We start from the raw sequence: 26,427 nt of genomic DNA on the forward strand, positions 1-26,427 counted from the left end.
TCTGAGTGAGCTCAGGAAATTGCTAACGCGTTGCGGTTGATGACTGATCCGATGCTGGTAATCATCCGGAATGAACGCCAGGGCAACCCTGGCTACTGACCCCTGGCTACTGACCACTGGCTACTGACCAAACCCAGCCCGGAACGCTGCAAAGTCGGATAGCCCGATCGTTCCATCGCGGTTGGCGTCCAGTCCGCTGTTGAAACCGTTATCCAGGTCGTTGGCGTCGTATTCCAAGCCAAAAGTAGCTCGGAAAGCCGCGAAGTCAATCAGCCCCACAACATCGCTGCCGTCATCATCGCCGTACTTACGGAAGAAGTCGTCGATCGCAACTTCTGAATCATTTTCACTTGGATCATTCGGGCGATAGCGAAGCTGGTACACCCCGTTGGCTAGCGTTGGCGGAACTGGGTCCGTGATGCTTCCGATCACGCTGTTGCCACCGGTGAAAGTTAAGGTCGCAATCGTTCTGTCGTTGGCGGTATCCTGCAGGAAAGACACCGCGATGCCGGTTACAAATTCGCCGGTCGTTTTGTTTTCCAGGACGAAGTCGCTACTCAGAACTTGGTCAACGAGTGAGTTAAACTGCACTTCGACGGTCGTTATTTCCGACCGGCTCGTTGGATCAATGTTGTCAATTATGGCAACGGGAGCGGTGTCTTGTTCCCCAACGGTAACTGCATAGTCTTCGACTTCGCCATCGGCGGCAGCACCCGATGGGATAAGATTTCCTTGGGAACTCACTCGCACCCGGGCGAACGTGACACCGTCGGTGGCATCCGATGGCACGGTGTAGTTGAGTGTTTGTAGTCCGCCGATCACAGGAGCGTTGGCCAGAATGTGTTCGCCCACGTCGTCCCAATCGCCGTCTTGGTTGAAGTCAATCCATGCGTTAACCAGAGCGTTTTCAGTCGCTGCCAGGTTTTGAACGTCGATATTGATGCCAGCGCTAGATCCAGCCACAATCCGTCCGAACAGCACACCATCTTCATCCCCACTATCTCCATCAGCAACATTACTTCGCTGTATTCCTGGTTCCAGATCACGCGTATTGCCCAGTCGCGGCCCGGCATCTGGGTGACTTGCCGAACCTGGATACGGCAACGGAGCGTCGCCGTAATCTCGCGTCGGCTCACCCGCCACACCCGTGATCGTAATCGAAGCGGTTTGCGGTACCACACCGCCGCGTCCATCGGTCACGTCATAGCTGTAGTGGATCACTTCGGCCTCACCCAATGCCAAATATAGGTAGGCCGATGGATCGATTTGCAATGTGTTCCCAGAAACAACCACACCCGATGCATCACCTTCGGTTCGTGTGAGTGACGCGACACTAAGCACACTAAACGGATCGACATCGGTCGCACCTGCCAACAGATCCACCGCGCTCGGTGGTTCATCCTCGTTCACCGCAGCGTTAACAGGACCATCGACGGTGGGATCTGTATTTACAGGTAGCACAACGAACTCGCGAACGTAGTTGCCGCCTTCCGTGCCGTTATTGTCACCGTCGAGCCGAATTCCGGCGGTGTCGTGCTGGCTGGCCGAAGAATTACTGAACAGCGTCAAACGGTAGTCACCAGCGGGCAAATCTCCTTCCACGAGATTCAAGGTGACTGAGGTACCACCAAACTCGAATTCGGGTAGCAAAGAAATAATCTGGTCGTCACCGTCATCAAAGACTCCGTTTGCTCCGCTGCTACGAAGCTCGTAAGCCGCCGGTGCCTCCGCGTCGACCTGATTGATCTCTTCGCTGAAATCGATACGAATCGAATCGGTAATTTCAATCAGCGTTTCTTCATCCACACCAAGCGGACCTGAGCCGACAATGGTCGGTGCCAGAGAATCATCGGAGTCACCACGGAATTCGTAAGCACCGATGTCGACGAAGCCTTGGACGGACTCAAGTCGGATCGATGTGGCATTCGTCAGCGTCGCCTGACCGTCGTGCACGGCTAGATGATGCGTGCGTCCGTTGCCTGCGGAAATGCCGACGGTGGGTGTCAAGGTTGTATTGCCATCGCCGTAATGGAATTCAATGTCGCCAGACGCGAACAACGTCACCGCAAAATTCACATCACTATTGTCAACCGCATTGGATCCATCCCAGCGAATCGTCACTTGATCGGTCTGAGATTCATCGACGAAAATGTTGTCCCCGGATCTGCCCGTGTTGATCAAGTTGTCCCACAGCGGCGCAATTCGTGGATACTGCAAAAAGTCATACGGCGTGTTCGGCGTGTTGGTTGCCCCATTGGATGATCCAAACTGCAGCAGTCCATTAGACGTAACCGTGACATTTGAATACAGCTCGCCATAAAAGGTGAAGTCAAACGGCAATGCATAGTCCCACCGAAACAAGCCGGATCGCCAGTTCTGTGCGACTTCGCTGGCACCGGGTGGGTAAGCGGTATTCGCGACCGCTTGTTGCACATAGCCGGTCCTCCCTTGGTTGATCGTGCTGGGGTCATCCAGACGCGGTGAGCCCGCGATATCGGCCGGCAACGCGGTCGCGCTAAACGCAGCGTCGATCGCCGGCGAGTTCTTTCGGAGGGTGAAGTTGTCATCCAGTCCACCATCGATTCCGTTGGTTGAATCAAACCCAAGCAGATTGTCTGCACCATCGCGATCGATGAACAGCGGTTCGCCTTCCAAACTGGTCGTGTCTAAGCCAGATGCGGTTTGCCAGTCAGACAGACCGCTGTGATCTTCGCCTCCCCAGTGCCCCACAAACGCATTGGCGGCAACGCCAGTGTGAAATAGGTTGTGTCGACTGATCAAACCCGTTTGGCTGTTATCAGCCACGTATAAATCGTGCCCCGAATCTACCCACAGAATATTGTTAGCCACCTGGACATTGGACGAAATGTTTTCGATACGGACAGCTTCGCCAACGCTTTGGAACACCGTGTTGTTGACGATGTCGGCCCCGCTGCGTCCATAGTGAACCAAGATGCCTTGATTCGTATTGGCGTAGACGACGTTGTTTGCAATGTCGCCTTGATAGTAATAGCTGGCAGACGAACTGCTGCGATTGGTTTGGATCCCGATCGAATTGGAGTAGACGTAATTGTTCAGCACGTCACTGCTGTAGTAGGCATAAATACCAACGGCGGAGTTGCCAAAGACGCGATTATCCATCGCCGTTGCAGTGGCAAAAATGCTGTTGCTGGATCTACCTAATTGAATTCCGGTTGCATTGGCATGAACCACGTTTCGCTCAGCGATTGCCTCGCTCTTAACCCAAACACCAATTCCCACGTTATCGTGAACATGGTTGTCAAAAACGCGGACCTGTCGTGTGGCATCAATTCCATTGACGCTATTGTCAAAGACTTCGTTGCCGAACACCTGAACGGCTGAGCCAGTTCCCGTGTCGTACACCTCGATACCAGTCTGGTTTGCAAAAACGCGGTTGTTGTCGATGTTCAAGCTATCGCCGGACTGACCGTTGAAATAGATCCCGCGATTGGCATTTTCAAACACTTCATTGTCGCGGATGGTCGCACCAACACCCGTGAACGAGATGCCATCGCTTACATCATGAAAACTGCTGTTTTGAACCAGTGTGCCATTGCCGTAGATCACCAACCCATCGTCAGAGGTATCGTCGATGTCAAAGATTTCAACGCCGTCGATCACCCAGTTGTCACTATCAGAACCAATGACGATTTCTTCGTGGGCGTTACGGTAGACCCGCGAGTTCAGAATATGAATGTTGTCACTGTCACTGGCTCCTTGGATACCGCGATAGCCGCCGGTGATCTCCAGTGAATCAATCGTCACGTCGTCGGCACCCAAGAAATACAGGCCGTACGCCCGCACATCCGTATTGCCGCGATTCAAGATCGTTGCATTGTCTGCTCCGGTCGCACCCACGATGCGGACACCGCTATCGTTGTCCGTAATCTCCAGATTGCGATACAGCGGATACTCGCCAGTATCGACGTATACCGTGTCGCCAGCGTCAAGGTCATACTCTCTTAACAGTGCGGCCAAGTCGGCCATCGGCGCGTCGGGCGACTTTCCTGAATTCGCATTGTCGCCAGCCGCCGTCGTGTATTCGTTGTCAGACAGATCACCATCGCCGGCCAAGTTCACGTAGTACTCATCGCCAGAATGCGAGATACGGAACGGCTGGTCCGAAAGATCCGAAACCGTTGTAGCAGCGTCCGTGGCCGTTGCACGAATCAAGTAGTTTTGATCCGTTGGCACCGTTTCTGGAATCGTCCAGTCCATCGATCGTCCCAGCAACTGCGTGTTGTCAACAATTGTTTCGACCGTTGCGAGCGTGTCCGCATTGACCAGTTCCAGCGTCAGATTCGCGGCTCGGGGATTTGCCAGTGAGTCGGCGTCTCGATCGGTGATTGGATAGTCGAACAGCGCCAGTTCATCAATGCGTCCTTTGTATCTTGCATACTGACTTGACCCCAGTTCGCTGATCGTCAGCGGATCGGTGGAACTGACGGCATCGACGCCCGGCTGGATATCGCCAATGGCTTGCTGGGCTCCGTCAATGTAAATCACCATGCGTCCGGAATCGCGATCGATGGCTCCGGCAACATGATGCCAGCGACCCGCTTGGATCATATCACGAGCAGTTCGCACCGAATCGTTCGACGATGGGGTTCGGGTGCTAAGCAGAATTTCGCCATAGTGCGTCAGCGAAACCGCATACGTTGCGGATGATATATGAGACCCGCCCTTTTGCAGGAGTTTGTTGCTTTGCCAGTAGTTGACCGGCAACTGGTCCGGATTCATCCAGAACGCGAATGACAGATTGTGCGTTAAGTCCAACGTGCCATCGTCAGCAAATTGAATTTCGTCGCCATCGCCGTCCAGCGAAATCGAGCGTCCGACTGAATTCGTAAACGCGCCGTTGGCTTCCAGGATTGGATCACCCAATGTCGTTCCATCCCGATCACCGAATTGGTCCACGAAAGTCGTCTCGCCAACAACTTCATCAAACCGCCACGCCGCGACCGGATTCAAGCTGTCGATGTAAAGACGATAGGCGTCTTGATACGTTTCGTTGAATTCGCCGTACTGATGCCAGCCGATTTCGATTTCTTGTCCGACTTCGTATTTCTCATATCCGTTCGGCGTATAGACCTGAACGATTTCGGCATCACTGCTGGCAGCTTGCTCGCTATTTCCGTAAGCTCCAATGTTGATACGTCCGCCATTGTCACCTGGCTCGTTCGCAAACGGATCTTCGCGATAGCCACGATCAATGGCTGGCGAGGTGGTTTGTAGACGGAAATCATCATCCGCGCCGCCGTTGACATCCCCGGCAAATCCCAGAATCTGATCGTCGCCATCGATATCGATGAACTGCGGATCAAACGCGATCGTCTCGCCTGCCAAACTGTCTCCATCAAGCCCTAGTTGGTAGTACCAATCGCCGTGCTGGTCAAAGTCCGTCGATCCCCAGCGTCCCAAGATCGCAGCACCGGGGGTGTAGATCAAATTGAAATTCGACTTGAATCCGTGTTGGCTGTTGCTGGTGACTTCGATAGCCGCGTCAGCACCGGTTTGAATGATGTTGCCGCGAAGCTCCACATTCAGTGACGCGTCTGAAACCGCGACTCCCAGTCCGCTTGGTTGATAAACAGTATTGTTATTGACCAAGACTGTTGAACCTCGCTCGACCGAGATTCCCACCGTCATATTGGCGTAGGCGATATTGCCTGAAATCTCTCCATCGTAAGTCGCGCTGTAGAACGTGTGGCCGCCTCGAACACCAATGTTGTTGGAGTACACCGTGTTGCCAACGGCGGTCGCATTGTTGACAGCGTAAACACCAGCGCCAGAATTGTCATAGGCAACATTTCCGCGAGCAATGCTGTCGTGAATGGCCAGGATCCCGTCCGTGTTGTCGAACACAACGTTGTCTTCAGCGACCGTTGTCCCATGCAGGACGATACCGGAGTCCTGATTGGACCAGGCCGTGTTGTCTCGAACTGTCGCGTTATTTGAGACAATTCCGTCCCGATTACCGTGGACTTGGTTATTGTGGATGACTAACGTCGCGGATGAAGACGTAGGTGGGGGGGCTGATGCCTGGATGCCCGTATAACTTCCATAGACCAAGTTGTTGTCAATCGACGAAGTACCGTACACAGTCGGTGCATCAATCCCGGAGCCTCGATTGTCGTAGAGCGTGTTACCGGAAATGGTTAGATTGCTGACTTGTACGCTGCTTTGGAACGTATTCACGCCGGATTGATGACGGTAAATCGTGTTACCGATGATCGACACATCATTTCCGAATACCGAGATACCGTGGTATCGAGTCGAGTTCGTGTCCACGCCAAAGATCACGTTGTCCTGGATCGTCAGGAAATCGTTCGTCGCTGCAAAACGAATCTGGTCGCGAGTGTTGTCATAGATCCGGCTGTTCAAAATCGTGACATTGTCACTGTCTGTGCTGCCGCCAATCACGCCGTACCGCCCACCGGTGATTGATAGACTTTCTAAAGTCACATCGTCTGCATTATCCAAAAGGATCGTGTAGGCACCGACTGCTGTATTGCCGCGATCGAGCACCGTTTCGTGTCCATCGCCAGTCGCTCCGACGATTCGTACACCCGAATCATTCGCGGTGATGACGATGTTGGATTCCAGTTCGTAGACGCCCGTATCCACGTAAACAGTGTCGCCAGGGCCAAGTTCATACGCTGCCAACAGAGTTCCCAGACTTGCGAGCGGCGAATCGGGCGATTTTCCCGTGTTGGAATTGTCACCCGCTGCGGTCGTGTATTGGTCGCCAGTCAAGTCCGAGTCGTTCACGTAATAGTTGCCACCCGAATTGGCAATCAAGAACGGCCCGCCAGACAGATCCGACGGATCGCCCAGAGCACCTTCAGCGGTGACGCGAATCAAATACTCCTGGTCCGCAGGGACACTCTCTGGAATCGTCCAGTCGTAATAGCCCCCCAGTAGCTGAGTGTCAGAAACGATGGTCTGCACCGTGCCCGCCGGGTTGCCGCCGCTGACCAATTCCAATGTCACGTTCGCGGCGAGCGGCCGTGTCAACGCGTTCACATCGCGCGGCGTGATCGCGTGGTCGAAAACCGCAAGTTCGTCGATCCGACCAGTAAAGTATCTGGGACTGAATCCCCCAGATCGCCCAATTCGCAGTGGACTCGTCTGACTGACCGCGTCGACGGTGGTCGAGACTTCACCACTGACTACCTGCACTCCATCGACATAGATCGTCATCACGCCCGCATCGCGATCGATCACGCCTGCGATGTGATGCCATTGACCTGGTGCGTACGCGTTACTGGCCGTCTGAACGCTGCGCGTCGTCGATCCTTCGCGTGTCTGCATCCGCAAACGGCCGTAGCCATCCAGCGTCATGGAATAAGTTGCTGAGCTGGTCCCCGTAGCATCCTTAGAAATCAGCGGGAATTGCTGGTGGATTGGGGACGGCTGCTCGGCGTACATCCAAAACGAGAACGACATGTTATGCGTCAGGTCCAGCGTGCCGTCGTCGGCAATTTCAACGTAGTCGTCGACGCCATCGAATCGCATCGAACTACCAGAGTCGCCTTGAAAAACTCCATCGGCCCCCAGCGTCGGATCACCAAAGAAGGTTCCATCGCGATCTCCCACCGCGTCTAACGCCACGGTCGCACCAGCCAATTCATCTAGTTGCCAAGATGCGACCGGACTGAGGCTGTCGACGTACAACCGATGAGCACTTTGCGGTGCTTCGCTAAATGCTCCATGTTGATGCCAATTGATCTCGATCTCTTGCCCGACTTGGAACTTTTCTAATCCGTTGGGGGCAAGGACCTGAATCACTTCGGGCGAACTGCTGGCCGCGTCGGCGGTATTTCCGTACGCGCCCACATTGATGCGTCCGCCGTTAGATCCGACTTCATTTTCAAACGAATCATCGAGGGAACCAAGGTCAATCGCGGGCGAACCCGATTGAATACGGAAATCATCATCCAGCGCTGTGCCCCCATCGTCGATTCGTACTAAGCGAACGGCATCGGCGACCAGCCTGTTTCCATCGTGCTCGGTCAATTCGACCGTCACCGAGGTTTCCGACGTGGGAACGGTTGCCGCGCCGAGCACTTCCCACCAAACGCCATCGGTGGAAAAGTCATTGGGCATGTACCATTGGTTGAAGCTCTTGGATGCCAGAACATCGTCGCCGCCAATGACTTCGTAAACGGCTGCCGTTGTATTGCTTCCGTTCGTAGTGCCGTTTTGATTGGTTCGCCAGGTCACCGCGACTGAATAGATCGCTCCTGAAACCAAGTTGTCGAACGTCCAAGTCGCCAGTTTTTCATCGGATGTCGTGATGTCCAGAACATCGCCGTTGAATCCGCCGGTCGTGTTGACGTTCCAGGTTCCCGTCGTGGTGAAACCAGCATCGCCATCGTCGATCAGAATGGAGGCTGCCAAGTCGAACCCTAGAACTCCGTCCGCACCGTCCAGGTCCACAAATTGCGGATCAAATTCAGCGGACTCGCCCGCCAGAGTGTTGGCATCCAGTCCAAGATCATAAAACCAATCCGCTCGGCGATCGTACTCGGTCGCACCCCATTTACCCAGCGTGCCCGCACCGGGTGTGTAGATCAGATTGTAGTTGGACGCAAAACCGTTTTGACTGTCACTGGTGACTTCGATTGCTGCATCGGAATTCGTCTGGATGATGTTGTTGCGAAGCTTCACACCGGAAGATGAGTCACGAACTTGAATTCCAATCCCGATCGGTTGGTAGACGGTGTTGTTGCTGACCAGAGTCCCCAGGCCGTAATCAACCACGATTCCATAGTTCAAGTTGTCGTAGGCAATATTGTTCGTCAGTTGGCCCTCGAAGTCGTTTCCAAACTGGCGGGCGCCAGTGATTCCGACCCCGTTTGTATAGGCTGTGTTGCCAACCACGATTGCGTCTTCACTTCCAAAAATGCCCGCATTGGAATTGTTGTAGGCTGTGTTTCCCCTCAGGATCGTATCCGCGCGAGACAAGATTCCGTTGGTGTTGTCGAATGCCGTATTGTTCTCCGCCACGGACTCAACCGTTGAAAACCCGCTGAGAAAAATTCCGTTGTCAGCATTCGCCCAAACAGTGTTGTTTCTGACGGTGCCTCGCGCCGCGACGATCCCGTCATTGCTGTTGTTGTAGACGTGATTGTTTTCGACAACCATGCTGGATCCCGCGGTCGTGCCGCCAAACGCATAGATCCCCTCGACGTTTCCATGCGAAACATTATCGGCAATGACGATCTCGCCTCGGAATCCTGTCACACGAATACCATACGTGTTGCCGTGTGTGACGTTGCCCGAAATCGTCGCGTCGGAAACGATCGCGCCGTTGTCATCGATGTTGATGCCATACCGAGATCGGTAGACTTCGTTTCCGACCAAAGTCGTGTTCTCGCCCGATGCGGAGATGCCGTCGTAGGTCGTTGACGTGGTCAGCGTGCCATACACTTCACTGTTCATCACTGTGAGATTGTCGTTGGTGCCCGCAAATCGAATCTGTTCGCGAGCGTTTCCAAAGACTCGACTATTCAGGATGGTGACGTTGTCACTATCGGACGATCCAGACACGATTCCTTGATAGCCGCCGGTGACGGAAAGACTTTCCAAAACAACATTGTCTGCGTCCTGAAGCAGAATCGTGTAACTTCCGCTTGCCATGTTGCCGCGGTCTAGAAGGGTTTCATTTTCGGCCTCTACGGCGCCCAGAATTCGCACTCCGGCATCATCCGCGGTGATAACGATATTGCTTGCTAAGTTGTAGATGCCGGTGTCGACCAAGATCGTGTCACCTGGTCCCAGATCATACGCTGCTAAGATCGACTGAATCGACGCCATCGGTGACGCCGGAGACAAACCCGTGTTGGATTCCGATCCAGCTGCGCTGGTGTATTCGTCATTCGCTGTGGAACCGTCGTTGACGTAGTACGTGTTTGTCTCCGCTGAGATCTCGAATGCACTATTGCTTGTGTCGGTGATTGTTGGGAAGTCGATACGCGTGACTTTCAGCCGAAAGTCATCGCCTTCGGGAACCGTCGCATCAACGACCCAATCGAACTGCCCATCGTTGGGTGTCGAAGCGGCGATTGTGTGAGTAAATCCTGGATCACTATCGCGAACTATTTCCAACGAAACCGTTCCGGTTCCGGTTGATTCGGTTCGCCAGTCCAGCGAGAAAGTTTGGCCCGCTGGCCAGGCTTCGCCACCGTCGGGCTGTGTCACCAACACGTACTGCGCGGGACTTTTTGATGCATGCGTCGTATTTCCAAACGCACCCAAGTTCACGAACCCACCGCTCGGTGTCGGTTCATTGGTCAGCAGCGAAGCCGCGTCGCCGCGATCGATCGCTGGTGACTGAACCATATCGGTCACTTCGACGGAACTCAAAAAGACGACTTGCCCGGTCGCCGCCTCGAAAACGGGAGCCAACGAGCCAGTGAAACGACCTTCGGTGCTTTGCAAATGGAAATCGTCGTCGCGTCCATCATTGGTCGCATCCACATAACCCAAGGTACCGTCGGCCCCCAGCGGATCAACGAACAGTGGGTTTTGCGTGGTGCTGTCCTGGTCGGTAACTGTCGCGTTTTGCCAGTTCAGCAAACTTGGGCGACCGATGCTCTGCCATTGGCCAACGGAACTCATGCCAGTCAGATGGAACAGGTTGAAATCACTTTGCAATCCTGCCTGACTATTGCTGGCGATCGAGAAACCGACGGAATTTTGCAGCCACAAAATGTTGTCGGACAGGTTTGCACCTCTTGTATTTGTATCGATGCGAACGGCAGTCCCATCGGCCTGATGAATCGTGTTGCCTTGTAGACGGAAGTTCGATCCAAATTCGACATCAACGGCAATCGAATCGTTTCCATAAACAATATTTCCGCCGATGATTCCGGAGAATTCAGTACTTTGTGGCGAATCGACATCGATGCCGATCGGATTGCTATAGACGACGTTGCCGATCACATCGTTGTCGTGATAGGTCAAAATACCGATGGACAAGTTATCGTAGACGCGGTTGTAGTTTGTGTCTGACGGCAATCCCCGAAACGCTTCGATACCAATTGCATTGGTAAACACCACATTCTCGATCGCGTCGGCACCACGTCGTGTGTAAATCCCCCGGCCGATGTTGTCGTGAGATGCGTTTTGAATGATCAGAACATTGTCGATGCCTTCGATGCCGTCGACGCGATTGCCAAACACGTGGTTGCCACGAACTTCGGCACTGCCAGCAAAGGCTCTCGCGTAGATGCCCGTGTCGGTGCCGCTAACCGTGTTGCCGGAAATGATCGACGGCTCGCCCGCGATCGCTTCCAAGTAGATGCCGTAGTCCAAGTGGTCATCCACCGTGTTGTTGGCAATCAATAAGCCTTCTTGATCCGTGGCATAGATGCCACGACGAACGTTGCTAGTGATGACGCTGCCGGAGATTTCGGCGATCGCCGAATTGACATAAACGCCGTATCGACCATTGTCCGTGACGGTCAGATTTCGCAGCACTGTGTCTTCTGAGTTATCGACGATCGTGATTCCGTCCAAATCGTGACCTGACAAAATCAGATCTTCGCCCGTGAAACGTGTGCTACCCGAATGGACGTAGATGCCCCGCTCGGCATCGCTGAGCGTCAAATTCCGGACCGTGACCAAATCCGCGTCGTTCAATTCGACCAGTGCCGCGACGGTGTCGGGGTGAACGTGATACAGACTTGCAACCTGTCCTACGGGACCGGTCCAAGTGAACCCTTCGTCATCGCCGTCAACGGAGTTGTTGGAGATGACCGTCGGATCAAACAGTGGGTAAGACCCTACGTCGGTGTACAGCGTTTGGTCAGAACCCAGCGAATAGATTCGCAGCACGTTGTTCGGATTGGGTTTGGGGTCACTGGCTGTTTTTCCCGTATTGCGATTGTCGCCCACGGCGGTCGCGTATTGATCATCCGTCAACGAATCGTCATTGACGTAATAGGTGTTGGTGTCCAGTGGCACGGTAAAGGTCTCCACCGCCCGATCCATCACCTGTGGTTGGCCCGCGATCTGAATTTCGATCCGTAAACCTTCCGTTCCGAAATCGACATTCGATGTGGCCGGGATCCAAGTGAAGCTGCCATCATCGGCGGTGGTTTCTGTGATCGTGCGATGAATCACTGGCCCGTCGGCGGTGTCTTGCAGCAAGACAATTCTGACAGGGTTGTCGTCGGTATTGCCGTAGGAATCCCACAAAATGTCGCGAGGCAGTTCGCGACTCCAATCGGTATACAGATCGGGCGACCGCAGGTTGATCGTCGGTCGGACGCCGCTGGTATCCGCATCGTGGTGGGTCAACCCATACGCACCTGCGTCAGCGGCCTTGGTGTCGGCAACCAGGCGCACAAACGCATTGTCAAACAACGACGGGTTTGTTCCCGTGCTCGCTAACCGCGATCCCTCATAGCGGAAGCGCAGGCTTCGCGTGCCAATTGGCAGATCGGTCTCGCCGGCGACCAATTCCCATCGCTCGTCGGCTTCCCTGGTCGCGTTGACAATCACGGGGGAACCCAGCGGCTGATCGCTAGCGTCAAGCGGCGTCAGCGTGACGCGACTGAAACCAAGCAAATCGATTTCAGCGTGTCGAACCCGCCCACCAAACACGGCTCGCAAATCCAACGAGTCCAACTCCGCAGTCGTATAACCGGCTGCGACCAAATCAATCTCTTGTTCCAAGAACGCCAAAGGCGAACTGCCAGCGACAAAATGGTTCTCGCCAACAAACGATGATGTGGCATCGCCGCCGGTCGACGCTTCCGCATTGCTGGACCAGTCGGTCAGCGAACTGGCGAAATCGACGTTCGACAACAAGTTCGCCGCGTCCCCACCGGGAACCGCCAAGTCCGCGCTGGTGTGACCAGCATCGATGGCTGGCGACGACAACGAAAGTCTCGCCAATATCGGTGCGAGCGAGAAATCGCCTTGCGCGAGACTTTCAAATCGAGGCCTTGCCCCGTCGGGATTGACCCGCGTCGTGCCGTGTGAGTGCAAATCAAACCGCGCGACATCCTCTTGCCAGTCCAAAATGTCGTCAAAGTCCAAGCTGTAATGGACTAGCGTGCCACTTGGCCCCGTGTGCAGGACGTTGTAGTCGCTGGCGAAGCCGGATTGGCTGTCGTCGGCGACATGGATCACCGTGGACGTTTCCGATGCCAAGATGTTGCTGCGAAGTTCGATTTCCCTGGAATCGTTGTCGATCTGAATCGCGACTCCCGCATCCATCACGACGGTGTTCTGAAAAATACGACTGCCGGTTGCATCGGATGAGTGAATGCCGATTGCAGAATCATCGCCACGCAGACTGGCGACCGTGTTGTGGGCCACCAGTTGCCTGTCGAATATTTGGATCGCGGTGCCGTTGTCGACAAAGTGGTTGTACTGCACTGTTCCGGTCACCAGCGAACCGGTTGCGTTTCGCTCGATGCGGTTGGGCCGTTGCCAGTCGTCATCACCAAGTTGCCCGCTGCCGGTCACGCCAACGTCGTTGGCAATCACGCGCTGCCCCACGACTTGGTCGCGAACGTCCACACCGATCGTGTTGCCGCGGATGGTGTTGGCCGTTGATCCAGCAACGCCGCCAAAGGTCAAGCTGCCGCCACCAATCGCCGGTCCGACTTGGACACCGACTGGCGAGGAGTGGACAACGTTTCCAGAAACATTCGCGTTGGCTTGATAGAGAACCGCAATGTTCTCACTTTGCAGATCGTTACCCGCAATCAAGCCCGCGTTGTCGGCGGACACGTGAATCCCTGCCGTTCTGCCCACGATCTGGTTGCTCAGCAGATCGATGGTTGCGACCACACCAATGTGGACACCGACATCACCGTCGATTTCATTGAACTCGATGGTCGCTTGCGTGTCCGCTTGAACATCGACAGCGATGTCGCCAGAGTCGATTTGGTTTCCAGTGATTCGATGCCCGGTTCCACCGGAGAGTAACAACTGGTCGAACTGCGAATCACGGATCGTGATGTTCGTCCCGCTGGCGATGCTAATGGTTCGGGCATCAAAACCCTGCAGCGAAACATCCGTCGCGCCGGTGATCGTGATAGGACCTCGAATCAGCGTGGCCGGCTCGGACTCGATCGTCAGGTTTGTTACCGTCGCGTCCAGATTGATGCCATTGGCGTAGTTTCCGGGTGATAGAAGAATGGAATCGCCAGCAACCAGCGTGCCGCTATCGAGCAACGATTCGAGCGCTGCGTTGCCAGTGACGCGGTACTGATTGGTCGGTGTCGTGCCTTCGCTACGAAGATAGATCGCCGGCAATTCACCCGATGTTGCCGACTGTACTGACTGAGCGGTCCAGGCGATCGCCGGGTTGCCCAACGCATCATTGGCAACCGCAAAGTCGCTGATGTGTGTGCCAAGGCTTTGCGTTCTTGGCAGCACGCCGGTTTGTGCCGCATCACTTGCTCCAACCAGCGGTTCGCTAAATTCACCGTCGATCAAACGCATGCGATAAATTGTGTCGGATTTCGCATCGCCGGATTCGTCCAGCGTTTCGATCCAGATCAAATCGAGTTCGCTGCCCTGCGTGAACTGGGGCTGGCGCGAGAGTGCAAAACCGTTATCAACATTTGTTGCGACGGTGTTGACGGTGGTTGGAACCCACTGCGAATCATCTAACTGTTTGACGACGATCGACGTTCGTGATCCGATTTCGGTTTGATCAATTTGTTGCCAAGCGACAAAGGGAACGCCATCATGCCAAGCGATCGTTGGTGACGCGACATCGCCAAGCGTGTCGCTGATCCCCGATCCAGAATCGGAAGCGGCGACAGCTTGCCAAGCACCGGCAACCAACTGCCGACCATAAACGTCTCGCGAATCGCCGGATTCGTCGGTCCATACAATCGCCGTCTCACCGTCGGTCGTCATTCCCAGTTCGGCGATCGCATTTCCGTTTGCGGCCACCGGCGTGCCCAATGCCTGCCAATCCGTCCCATCGAAAACGCGAACATGAATTTCTCGTGTCGCCCCGGTTTGCGAGACCCACGCGACGACCGGACCGGCGGTTGACTGCCGAGCGACGAGTTCAACGACGTTCGCTGAGTTGCTAATCCCACCGGACATCATCGAATCGTCCAGCGGTAACCACTGGCTGGTCGCGGAATCAAAAGTGGCCAGTTTCACGTCCGCGCTGCCAACTTCGCCTTCCAACCATGCCACGACCGGCTGACCCGCCGAATCGATCAGTTGGGGACTGGACGATGGTGTGAGCGAGGCACTAATTCCGCCAGCCGATGCGCTGCCATCAAGTTCGTTCCACGCATCATTTTCGTAGCGTGCGACGTAGATTTCCGAGTTGCCGTTGCGGTTGTCTGACCAAGCGACGACATGCCTGCCTGCCGAGTCAATCGCGATGGACGGGGTCGCGTTTTCTGCACTGCGACCGCTGATACCGGCACCGACGGCCGATGGTCCAAGTTGACGCCAGCCTCCCGCTTGGACGGGGCCAGTCGGCAGCGTCGCGAACGTTCTTGCCGCCTGCGCGGTGGGCTGAACTCCTGGTGGCGGTGTAACTGCGGGAGCGACAAACGCTGCTGGATCGACGGCTTCGCCCATGCCATAGTCGACGCGATTGGCCGCACCGGTTCCGGGATCGATGAAATCATCATCGTCTTCACCGAACAACAAATCGCTGCCGCCACCACCGAATAATTGGTCGCGTCCCATGGCCACATTGATCGTCGTGTCGCCCGCGTCACCGTACAAGTAATCGACGGCATTGTCATCACCCACACCGTCAGCAGAGTGACCATGAATCACATCGTGATGCACGCCGCCAATCAGAATGTCGCTGCCCGCGCCGCCTTCGATTAGATCGTCGCCCAGACCGCCTTCAACACGATCGTCTCCCGCACCCGCGATCAACGTATCGTTGCCACCGTGACCTTGCAGCCAATCGTCGCCCGCACCCCCGTCGATGATGTCAGCACCGTCGTCACTGCCTTCCAGCCGATCCGCACCTTCGCCACCGAGGATCACGTCACCCACACCGCCGCCACCAAGAATGTTATCATCTCCCTGGTTACCAGTCAGCTGATCGGCGTCGCCCCCACCATCAATAAAGTCCGCGCCGTCACCACCAGAAATCGTATCAGCATCGGCTTCACCATAAAGGTTGTCGTTGCCCAGATTGCCTTCGATCAAATCATCTCCGACCCCACCATAGATCGTATCGTTGTCGGGTCCGCCCATCAGGTAATCACCAGCCGCACCACCGTCGATCCAGTCATCGCCTTCGCCGCCGTCTACAATGTCTGCTCCACCGCGGCCTTCGATGCGGTCATCGCCGGAATCACCGAACAGCTGATCGCCAAAGTAAACGTTATCCAGCAAGTCAGGGTCATCCGCACCCCAATCGCTACCCACCAAATGGTCATTGCCGCCGCCGCCGCGAAGCACATTGACGATCCCCGTACCAGCCAACAATAAGTCGTCACCCTCGCCACCGGACAGGTCATCTTCGCCAGCACCGCCATCGATCTGATCGTTGCCGGTACCGCCTACGATCGTATCATTGCCGGATTCACCAAGCAGTATGTTGGCCCCCGCGATCCCAGTGATGTTGTCATCACCGAGTCCGCCAAACACGCGATCGTTCCCGGTGCCCCCACTGAGAATGTCATCGCCAGTGCCACCGAAGACCTCATCGTCTCCACCGCCGCCGGTTGCCGTGTCATTACCCTGGCCGCCCTCGACCAAATCCTCGTCATCGCCTCCGTCCAGCGTGTCATCACCAACATCACCGAACAGATCGTCACGCCCCTGTTCGCCGAACAACTGGTCGTCACCGCCTTGACCAAGAATGATGTCGCGATGGCCAAACACAAAGGTTGTCACCTCGCCAAGCGGATGGCTAATACCTTGATCGCCGTAGATGACGTCGGACGCCAGATCGTCATCGGAGTCATCGATCGCGTGACCATAAAGGCGATCAATGCCAAGACCGCCAAAAATCGTGTCGCTGCCCGATCCGCCTTCGATCAAATCTCTACCAGAACCGCCGTAGAGAACGTCGTCACCATCGTGACCTCGAACCTCGTCCGTCCCACCGCCTCCGCGAGCGGTATCGTTTCCATCGTTGCCGCTCAGACTGTCGTTTCCAGAGCCACCGTCCAGCGAATCGTCGCCATCGCCGCCAATCAAACGGTCTGCACCGCTGTCGCCGCGAAGGATATCGTCGCCACCTTGCCCGCGTAGCACGTCATCGCCGGATCCACCCATCAAAATGTCGGTCACGTCGTCGTCAACGATTCCGATCGTGTTGTATCCGAAAAGAAGATCGTCCCCAGCATCACCGCGTATCGTGTCGAGTCCTGCAAAACCGACCAGCGTATCGTTGCCGCGACCTCCGTAGAGAAAGTCATTCCCATCGGCACCGATCACATAGTCATCACCGCCATCTCCCCAAGCAGAATCATCGCCATCACGGCCTAACAGTTGGTCGTCTCCATCGCCGCCCCGTAGTTGGTCATTGCCGGTGCCGCCGTCTAGATCATCATTTCCGGTTCCCCCGTAAAGCTGATCGTTACCGCCACCGCCAAAGAGCGAGTCATTGCCGCCGATGACCGTGACCGAATCTTCGCCCGGCGACGCATCCCCGTACAGAAAATCCGGTGCATCATCGTCGGCAACTGAGGTGTTTGCAGCATGACCTTCCATCCAATCATTACCTGGTCCACCAACCAGAATGTCGGACCCTAACAAACCACGCAGCGAATCATTGCCAGCGCCTCCATAGATCGTGTCGTCGCCGTCGTTGCCATCGATGTTGTCATCGCCGGCATCGCCATAGATTTCATCGGCACCGCCTTCACCATGAATCACGTCATCACCGTCTTGCCCCGATACGAGATCGTCACCACCACCGGCATAGATCAGGTCATTTCCCGCGTTTGCGATGATCAAATCATTCCCTGACATTCCGATCAAAGTGTCTGCCAGTGGACCACCGTGAAGCTCATCATTTCCATCGCCCCCGGTCAAATGATTGACACCGCTTCCACCGACCAGAACGTCATTCCCTTCGCCGCCATCAAGCTGTACCGGGACATTGACATCGGCATCAATGTAGATCGTGTCGTGGCCGGTTCCCGCGACTCCAGAGATACGAGTGACGTCCGCAAAATCAAAGTCCTGGAAGTTGTTTTTTCGCCAAACCCGATAGACGGGTTGTTCTTCGACGACAACGTCATTCTCACCCTCCTCGTTGATGACCTCCACCGCAACCTTTCGCTTGTCGATGGAAACATGCATTTCGTCGTCGCGGTCGGGCTTGAGATTGAGGATCAATTCGCCGTCGCTGAGGCTGGCCAAATGACTGACTTCCCCCGGCGAGCACGATCCGCTGATATCAAGCAACGTCGCTTTGGCAAGCGTCTTGCTACGTTTGATATCCGGAATTCCAAACGGCATTTTGATTTTGAATCCCGCCTTCAAACCGACGCTCAACTTCCCGCTCGGTTCGACAAAGCACCCGCTGTTCATTTCATCAAATCGGACGGCACCGTCGCCGTCGATGTCGGCTAGGTTGAAGCCAAGTTCGCCTTTGACGAAGCCTCCGCCAAAGACGCTCGCCAGCCCCGCGTCAAGCAGCGCATCGATTTGAATCGTCGCCGAAAGCGATAGCTCATCAATGTCTTGGTCTTTCGGGTCAATACTTGGCTGGCCGTAGATATCAATCCGGTCGTACGCGAACAATCCATTACTCAGCAAATTGACTTTTGTTGGATGGTAGCCAGCATCGGCAAACTGTTGGATGCCATAGGTGTCGTAGCCAAACGCCAAATCCGCACTGGCCGCTAATCGCCCACCAAGCCGTCCGTACAACGGCGGCAAAATCGGCATGCGAAGGGCTGGCAACCCAACACCTATGCTTAGCGGTGCCAGATCAAGTTGCAGAAGTGGCACATTGCGTCCCAGGACCAAGCCAAAAAGGCTCGCTGGATCATTGAAGAATGGAAAACTAAAATGATTGCCTTCCGGGGCCACTTGGCTGGTTGCAAACGCGAACGTCGCCTTCCGCACTTCGGGATCCGATATCACATTGGGATCAAATGGCTCAAAGCTGGGCAACTCATAAGCCGCCAAGGACTCAGCACTTTGAAAGATTTCTGTCGGAAAGTTGATGTCTGGGACGGGAATCAGCAGCGATGCATAGGAAACGGTCTCTGCGGCCGTCGTGATTGTCTTGATTTGCTTTTGCAACTTGATGATGAAGTCCAAGCCGGTGAAGAATCCCGGATTGAAATGACTCGTCCGTTTCGCGATGTCAAGCAGCGTGACCTTTCCGTCCGAGTCGAAATCCAATGCGTACCGAATTTCGTCGATGTCTGATAGGACTGGCACACGCCGATCAAGCACTCGAATCAAAGGCTTAAACGGCTTGACCACGTCATCGATTGTTTCAAAAAACTTGTCACCTAGTTGACCGAACAGATCACCCATGTGAATCTGTGCATTGGTAAACCTGACGTGGTCTAGCCGAGATACCGAGGTCGTCAGCGTCCACGCAAAATCCAGGTCGGTCGCCAGATAGGGCAGGACACCGCCGAGAAACGAGGTGCTTAATTTCGCCTGCATATCGACGTTGGCATCACCGTCAAAAGACGCACTTAACACATCGCTAAGATCTCCATCAACCAATTGCGCATGGCTGATTCGGGTCGTTCCGATCCTAGGCGTCAAATCGATCAATAGTTCGGCATCCAGCTCGGTTCCCAAATCGAAAAAGTCCATTTGCAGAAAACCGATCGAGCCTGGCAACTGCGTATCCGGCGCAAAGCCCGCGTCGACCTCAATGCTAAGCATCTCCTTAGCCGGATCGACTTGGACGAAGAAGCCGTCGGTCGTTGAAATCCCCAAACCCAAGTTGATCGACCATGCAAAATCAACATCGATGTCACCATCAACTTGGATGTTCAACGCCTTTGGCCCCAAGTTGTCCCCGATGGGAACCGACCGAGTTGGAAGCGATGTTCCGATTTCGATCGTGACGAAGAACTCATCGGTTGGCGAAGTCGTGTCCAGCGTGACAGCGCTGGACGGCAACACGCTTTGTAAAGCAGTTTGGATCGCGCTTGTGATCGAGGCCTTCGTCGGCGTGGCAGAAGCGATTTCCCCACGCAATTGTGATACCAGTGTCGGCAGAAAGCTCTCTACAAAATTGAAGTCGGCAGAATCGGCAAGCGTACTGCCGAGCAAGGGCAGAGGCGTTTGAAAGAAATCGTCGACGGTGGAAGCCAATCCCGGAAAAAAGGCTTCGATTCCATCGGCCAACAATCGATAGGAATCCTCCAATTGCAGGTCACCGGCAGCCGATGCGAAGTTGGGTGAAGTGACTTCGACATTGTCGCCGGAACTTCCGGTAAACGGCCCGCTATTGCCAAGCAGCCATTCTTCAAGACTCTCAATGTTGCCCGTTAGGCTTGATGGACCTCCCAGCCCGTCGGCAAAGGGAGTCGAGCCATCCGAAAAGAAGACCGGTAGGTCAAACGACATCCCGCCAACGGTCATCACGTCCAACGCGTCAATCGTCGGTGTGCCACCGGTTTCGTCCAAATAGTATTTGACCGTATCGTCGCTTGCATCCCGCGATCCCACGGCAATGGAATAGCTAGCCGGCTGTTGGTCGGCGGATCCATCCCCGGCATCGTCAATGCCATCGGCGTCCAGAATCAAATGGCCGCCACGGATCGAGAGAGGCAACACATTTTGAGCTGTAACGTCAATGTCCAAGTCGTCGACGAAGACTTCGGCGCTTAGAACCAATTCGCTGTCGCCGCGTAGGTAAGTGACGGGGTCTTCGCTGGGTGACAACTCGATTCCAAACTTCAAATCAAATGTCGCCCCGGCAGCGACATCTAGTTGATCCTGGCCGTGGTTGCCCAGCAGCGTGCCAGGCGGCAAACCCAAGCTTTGTAAATCCAAATCAAAATCGACCTGCCGAGTGTCGGTTCGATTCCACTGGGCGGTGAGCAAGATATCCTGACCGTGTACATCGAGGCTCAGTGCGTCGGTATTGATTCCAAGCTGAGAAAAAGACTCCATGATTCTCGTTTGCAGGTCTTCCAATCGCTCGCTTCCTTGACCCTCGTCACTAAGCTTTACAACCAAGTTTTTGATGTCTTCGCCCAGGTCCAATAGCTCCCCTGCTGGGATTCCAATGATGGGAATCGCTGTCCCCTGAATCGGATCGCTGCCGATTGCGACCAGCCCGTTCGCCAGAGACTGGAGCGTCGACACAAAATCATCGAACTCGAAATTCTGGAATGCGGTCAGATTTCCGGTCGCCCCCGGATCCTGAATGATGGTGGTCGTGCCAGATGGGTTAGATTCCGATAGCCCCGTCAATTCAAGTCCGATTGGAACAACGGCGGCGGCCAGTGTCGCAGGGTCAGGTAACGCAAAGTCGAAGCCGCCACGGGACGCCAACTCGGACACCTCAAGATTGCCCTGGCCGGTCCATTGCCGCGAGATGTCGGATGTCGGTGACAGATCGGTCAAGTCAACGGCTGCGAAGTCAGAGATTGCAAACTGATTTCCGCTGCCGAAAAGAACCCCGACGTCAATCTGTCCGTTAGCATCTAAGTTGCCATCGACACTGGCCATTCCCATTGACGCGATTGCATCGACATCGCCGCTGATCATGACACCGACGTCAAGACTGACATTCTGGATAGAGGCGTGATCGATTACCGAATCAATTTCAGCTTGGCTGGTCGGGAATCCCAGCGGGTTTTCTTCGGTCGCCGAGATCACCAAAAAACCGCCTTCGCCATCGGCGGAAGTTAATGTCAGGACATTGGCGTTGCGACCCGCCATGACGGAATCGCCAAGTCCAGCCGCGTCCAATCCAGCTTGCAGGTCAATGACCCAGTCATCAATCGACGCTTTGGGGTTGGCAGCAAGCGTCACCGTGACCGGCACGACCGGACCGACCGATAATTGGAATTCAGGAACCTCGGTGAAGGTAACATCCGTTAGGGGGCTACCGATGGCCTGGATCGTGGCTGACAGCGGGCTGGCATCCAAGATGAAATCGAATCCGGTGTCAATCGTGGTGGTAAGACTGAGACGTTCGTTTGTACTTAGTTCTAGCGAACCCTCCTTGAAGTCATCGGCAAAGTCAATGAGCTTGGGGCTAGCGGTTTGACTCGCTGCGACGCTGATTGATAGGTTGCGGAGAACTGGATCAAAGTCCAGCACGATTGCCGAGGGGTCAACGCCCAGCACAGACGCCAACTCCTGTGCTAATTCTTGCACCGTTCCAACTGTCGCGTTGCCCTCATTGTCACGAAGTTGCGTGCCGAGATTGAATCCTGTCTCTGCCACATCGCCAACGGTTGCGTCAACAAACGGCACGCCAACATCCAGAACCGGCGAATCAGAAAGGCCTAACAGCACGCTATCAATCGAAACGAATGAGTCCACGATCGACTCAATGTCGAATTCGCTAAATCCCGAAAGCTCATCCAGTCCCGACAGAGTTCCACTAGGTAGGCCATCGATGGTTTCAATATTCAGAGATCCGTTCTGACTAAAGGAGCCAAGTGCTACGCTGGCTGGCAAAGCGGCATCGATCGACACTTCGGGTGTGACTTCCATTAGATCACTTGGCGGTGTCTGAAGATCAATCAATGAAAACCCTCGTAATCGACGGTCATCACTCTCGTCACTCAGCCTGACGTTAAAACCGGAGTCGATGTCGATCACACCATTGGATATGGTTGATCCAAGCGGGCCAATATTTAAATCAGCGGACAGATCATCCGACTGACCGACGACCGATCCATCCAGCTTTGCAATTCGGAAGAAAAACCGCTCGTCACCCACACCTTCGTCAAGATGCAATCCAAATTCAACATCGACGTCGATCACCACGTTGGCAGCGATCTGTCCGTCGATCGTCAACCCAGAAATACCAAGTTGCTGTCCCAAAGCCAGCGGCAAGCTAATCGCCGTTTCGGTCGTTCGATCGATCCGCCAAATCAATTCTCGCTGCGGATCTTGCTGCAAGTCAGGTTGCGTCCCCACAACCTCCGCCAAAGACAAAGAATGAAGATCGACAACGCCACCAACAACATTCAGCCGCGTGACATCAGCGGATTGCAGTTGGGATTCGATGACCGCTGCGATTTCTGCGGAATCGGAGGCGCCGCCAATTGCAGCACTGATCGCGTCGAATTGATTCGCGAGACTTGTGAAATACGGGGCGACTTGCGCGGAGATTTCCGAGAAGAAACTACCGGTACTATCGGCCAAATCGTTGACGGGCAATTCAGTCTCGCGGTCCAACTTGATTGCAGCGTCTGAGATCGCAGCGGGGACGTCTGTCACTAGCGTGGAGACTTGCGAAAGACCTGTCTGCAGGTCATCCACATCGCTGGTTGAAACCGACGAAAGCTCTGTCAAACGATCGAGTTGCAAGATGCCTAACTTTGCCGAGGCAACCGCTGCTTGAGCTGTCGTTCGCTGCAGTGAACTAGACGAATCGACCGAACTGGGATCAACACCAGAATTCCTCAGTACCGTCCTTAAGACCAGCGGATCGGCAACGATTCCAAGTCGCGTCGAATCGCCGATTGACCCCGAGATTTCGATGGTTTTGAGCTGCGGGTCAGGGTCGCCGGCAAATTGCCCCAAAGATGATGAACGTGTCACCAATCCATCACCGGGCAAACTGGCGCCGCCAGCAACGACTTGCTCTGACCAAGCTTCCCCGGCGAGGGGAGCTCGCGGCGTCTGCTCCGTAAAGGGAAAAATTAACGTGCCGGCCGCGCTGCCAACACGTGGTTGGACGCTGGTGGCGGTTGCCTGGTCGATGCCAGCAACAACCGACACATCGCCGCTGATCAGACTCGGATCTGCAAATCGATTTGCGTCGCGCGCCATACCTGAGACTACGATCGTTTCTGATCCCGCCGCGATCCACTGCTGTAGCGTGTAGTCGACATCCAAACCGTCATTCAAATCCAGCAGCAGGCTGCTGGATTGCTGACCAATTGCGCCGTCTTGAGCGCCGACGTAATCAAACGTGGGCAAAACATCAATGAGCCCAGGATAGTAGCGGCCGATGAAGTCCGACTCGGACAAGTTCTCACTGCTCAGTATTTCGCCGCCGGGTGTGAGAATCGTTGAACCGTTTTGCAGTTGCCCATAGGCGGCATCGAGAGTCGCGGCGGTGATGATCCGAGGTGTCGCGTCGCTGGTCAGTTCCGTTGCAAAGTCATTCTGAAGTTGATTCAACGCCGAAACGATTCCCCGATTTGGCGCACCAATCAACGTTAAGTCGTTCACCGCTGGTAAATTCCATCCTTCTGCTGTCGTGGCCTGGTAAGCACTACTTTGCACGTAGGCGCGAACCATGATCGCCCCCACTCCATGACCAACGATATCCACCGTAGTCGGCCGAGCACCTGTTTTCTGCAACCATGCATCCGAGGATTCATGCAACCAATGTCCGAGGTAGTCAACAGCGTGATTGAATTCTCGGTCCAAGATAGACGCGGAAGTCAATGCATCAAGCTGACCATCGTACGACGTACTGGGATCTGTTGGAGCAATTGCCAGTCGCCAATCAAACGGAGCCGCGATCAGATCTTCACCTAGCGTGAATCCAGCTTCATCCAAGGAATCGATCAGGGGTGCGTACGTCAGCGAGACTGGATCAAGTTCGAGTTTCTCAGGCGCAATTCCGACAGTCGATAGCCATGTGTCTTCGGCACCTGCCACCGGACCGCTCAAGGGCGCATCGGGAATGATCAGCAAGGGACGCTCCGGCACGACTTCGCCGGCTAGCATCATTCGCGGTTCCAGCAGTTCCGCGAAAACGCGTCTCCGCCGTTGCTGACGCTTGCTTTTGGTTCGCTTTTTTCGCCGTCGCTCGTCTTTCTCGCGAGATGTCATTTGATTGGCTCTGGATCTGAAACGCAATTTGAGTCGAACTACGAACGAATGGGTCGTATTCTGGAGGTCGCTACTGACTGTGCTGAGAGTCGCCACGCAAACTACCTTTTGGCTGTTTGGACCTCCAGGAAAGTTAAAGTGAACTTAGGGAGAATTTCCTCTCGGCTGGGGCGATAACACTCCTGACTCCTGGGCAAACCGGTAAAAACGAGACGGACCCTAAAAGCTAACGTGGGGAAATTCTCGTCTCCATCCCCGAATCCGGGGATCGAACCTGGCGGGAACGGTTGGCATATTCCTGACGCCTACGCGCAAGCCGATACGCGCGACTAGCGTCTCAATCGTGTAGTTTGTAAATCCGTCAGGCGATCATCGTCCGTCATCAAAGCCCAAGCGTCCGGATCATGATCGAAGATATATCTCAACGAAACACGTCGGAAATCGAGTCGGAAATGGATTCGGATCTGGCGTTGGATAAGGTCGGTCGCTTGATCGCTGGTGTCGCCCGAATCGGAGAGATGCGACTCGACGTCGGGGAGTGTCGATCCAAAACTCTCACGCTGTTGGTTGAATTGATCGATGCGACGTCGGCTGCATGGGCTTGGGGCGTTGCCAATGATTCCGCGGAATCGATCGCCGCGATCGCCACGGTCGAGGTGGGCGTGACGGCATCCCAGTCGGCGGCGATCATTAACATGGGACTTGATCCCAAAATGTTCGAAGAGTTTCGTCGTCCGATTACCGAAAAATGGAAGGTGGCCGCGCGGGGCACTGACTTACGGACAGATTTGTATGATGATCAGCAATGGAAAACGACGCGGATGTACGCGAATTTGATTGAGGGTGGCTATGACGAGTGGTTGCACAGTTTTCAATACGAGTCTTCGGAAACTTGGTCTGGGGTTTTCTTTTTACGCCAAGCTGGTTTGGCTCCCTTTCAACCTGCCGACCGACAGTTGATCGACTTGGCGATGCGTAGCATTCCATGGTTCGGGACAACGCTGGAGGTCGTGTGTCCTGCGCAATCCAGCGTAGCGTTGACGACCCGTCAGCGAATGGTGTTGATAATGCAGTTCAACGGACTGTCGCGAAAACAGATTGCCAGCCGATTAGAAATCAGCGTTGATACGGTTGGCGATCACATGAAGCAAATCTACGAGCACTTTCATGTGAACTCGGCCGGCGAATTAGCCGCGATCTTTCTGCGAGGTCGCTAAACCGGAAAGATACCGGGAAGATGCCGTCAACCTTCCTACGTTTGACGATGCTTTGGCGTTTTAGTGGCTGCCTGTCTGGGCAACGCCGTGAAGTGTTTTGGCCTCGGAAAAAACGGGTTAGTTCGTTTAACCGCGTGGGCATCGCCCCGCGCGTTTCGCCCCGCATGGACGCGCGGGGCGATGCCCACGCGGTTAAACAGTCCAGAAACCCTTCACGGCGTTGCTGTCTGGGGCTGCATCCTGACACGAGTCGATGGAATCC

General features: G+C 54.9%; 2 protein-coding genes. One reads left to right on the forward strand and one right to left on the reverse strand.

What is annotated here, in order from left to right; translation table 11 throughout:
- Window positions 1-120: 120 nt before the first annotated feature.
- Window positions 121-24,948, reverse strand: a complete 24,828-nt coding sequence (locus tag RC85_RS01125) for a right-handed parallel beta-helix repeat-containing protein (RefSeq protein WP_068258039.1) — start codon at window positions 24,946-24,948, stop codon at window positions 121-123.
- Between the two features lie 404 nt (window positions 24,949-25,352).
- Here RC85_RS01125 and RC85_RS01130 point away from each other — a divergent pair, with 404 nt between their 5' ends.
- The gene (locus RC85_RS01130) at window positions 25,353-26,165 is read left to right on the forward strand and encodes a helix-turn-helix transcriptional regulator (protein WP_068258040.1); all 813 of its coding nucleotides are present in this window, start codon (window positions 25,353-25,355) and stop codon (window positions 26,163-26,165) included.
- Window positions 26,166-26,427: the final 262 nt, after the last annotated feature.

Source organism: Rubripirellula obstinata, assembly GCF_001642955.1.
GTDB classification, from domain to species: domain Bacteria; phylum Planctomycetota; class Planctomycetia; order Pirellulales; family Pirellulaceae; genus Rubripirellula; species Rubripirellula obstinata.

Excerpts from the sequence above, each read along its gene's own strand:
- RC85_RS01125 (WP_068258039.1), bottom strand. The coding sequence starts at position 24,948 with ATGACATCTCGCGAGAAAGACGAGCGACGGCGAAAAAAGCGAACCAAA.
- RC85_RS01130 (WP_068258040.1), top strand. The coding sequence starts at position 25,353 with ATGATCGAAGATATATCTCAACGAAACACGTCGGAAATCGAGTCGGAA.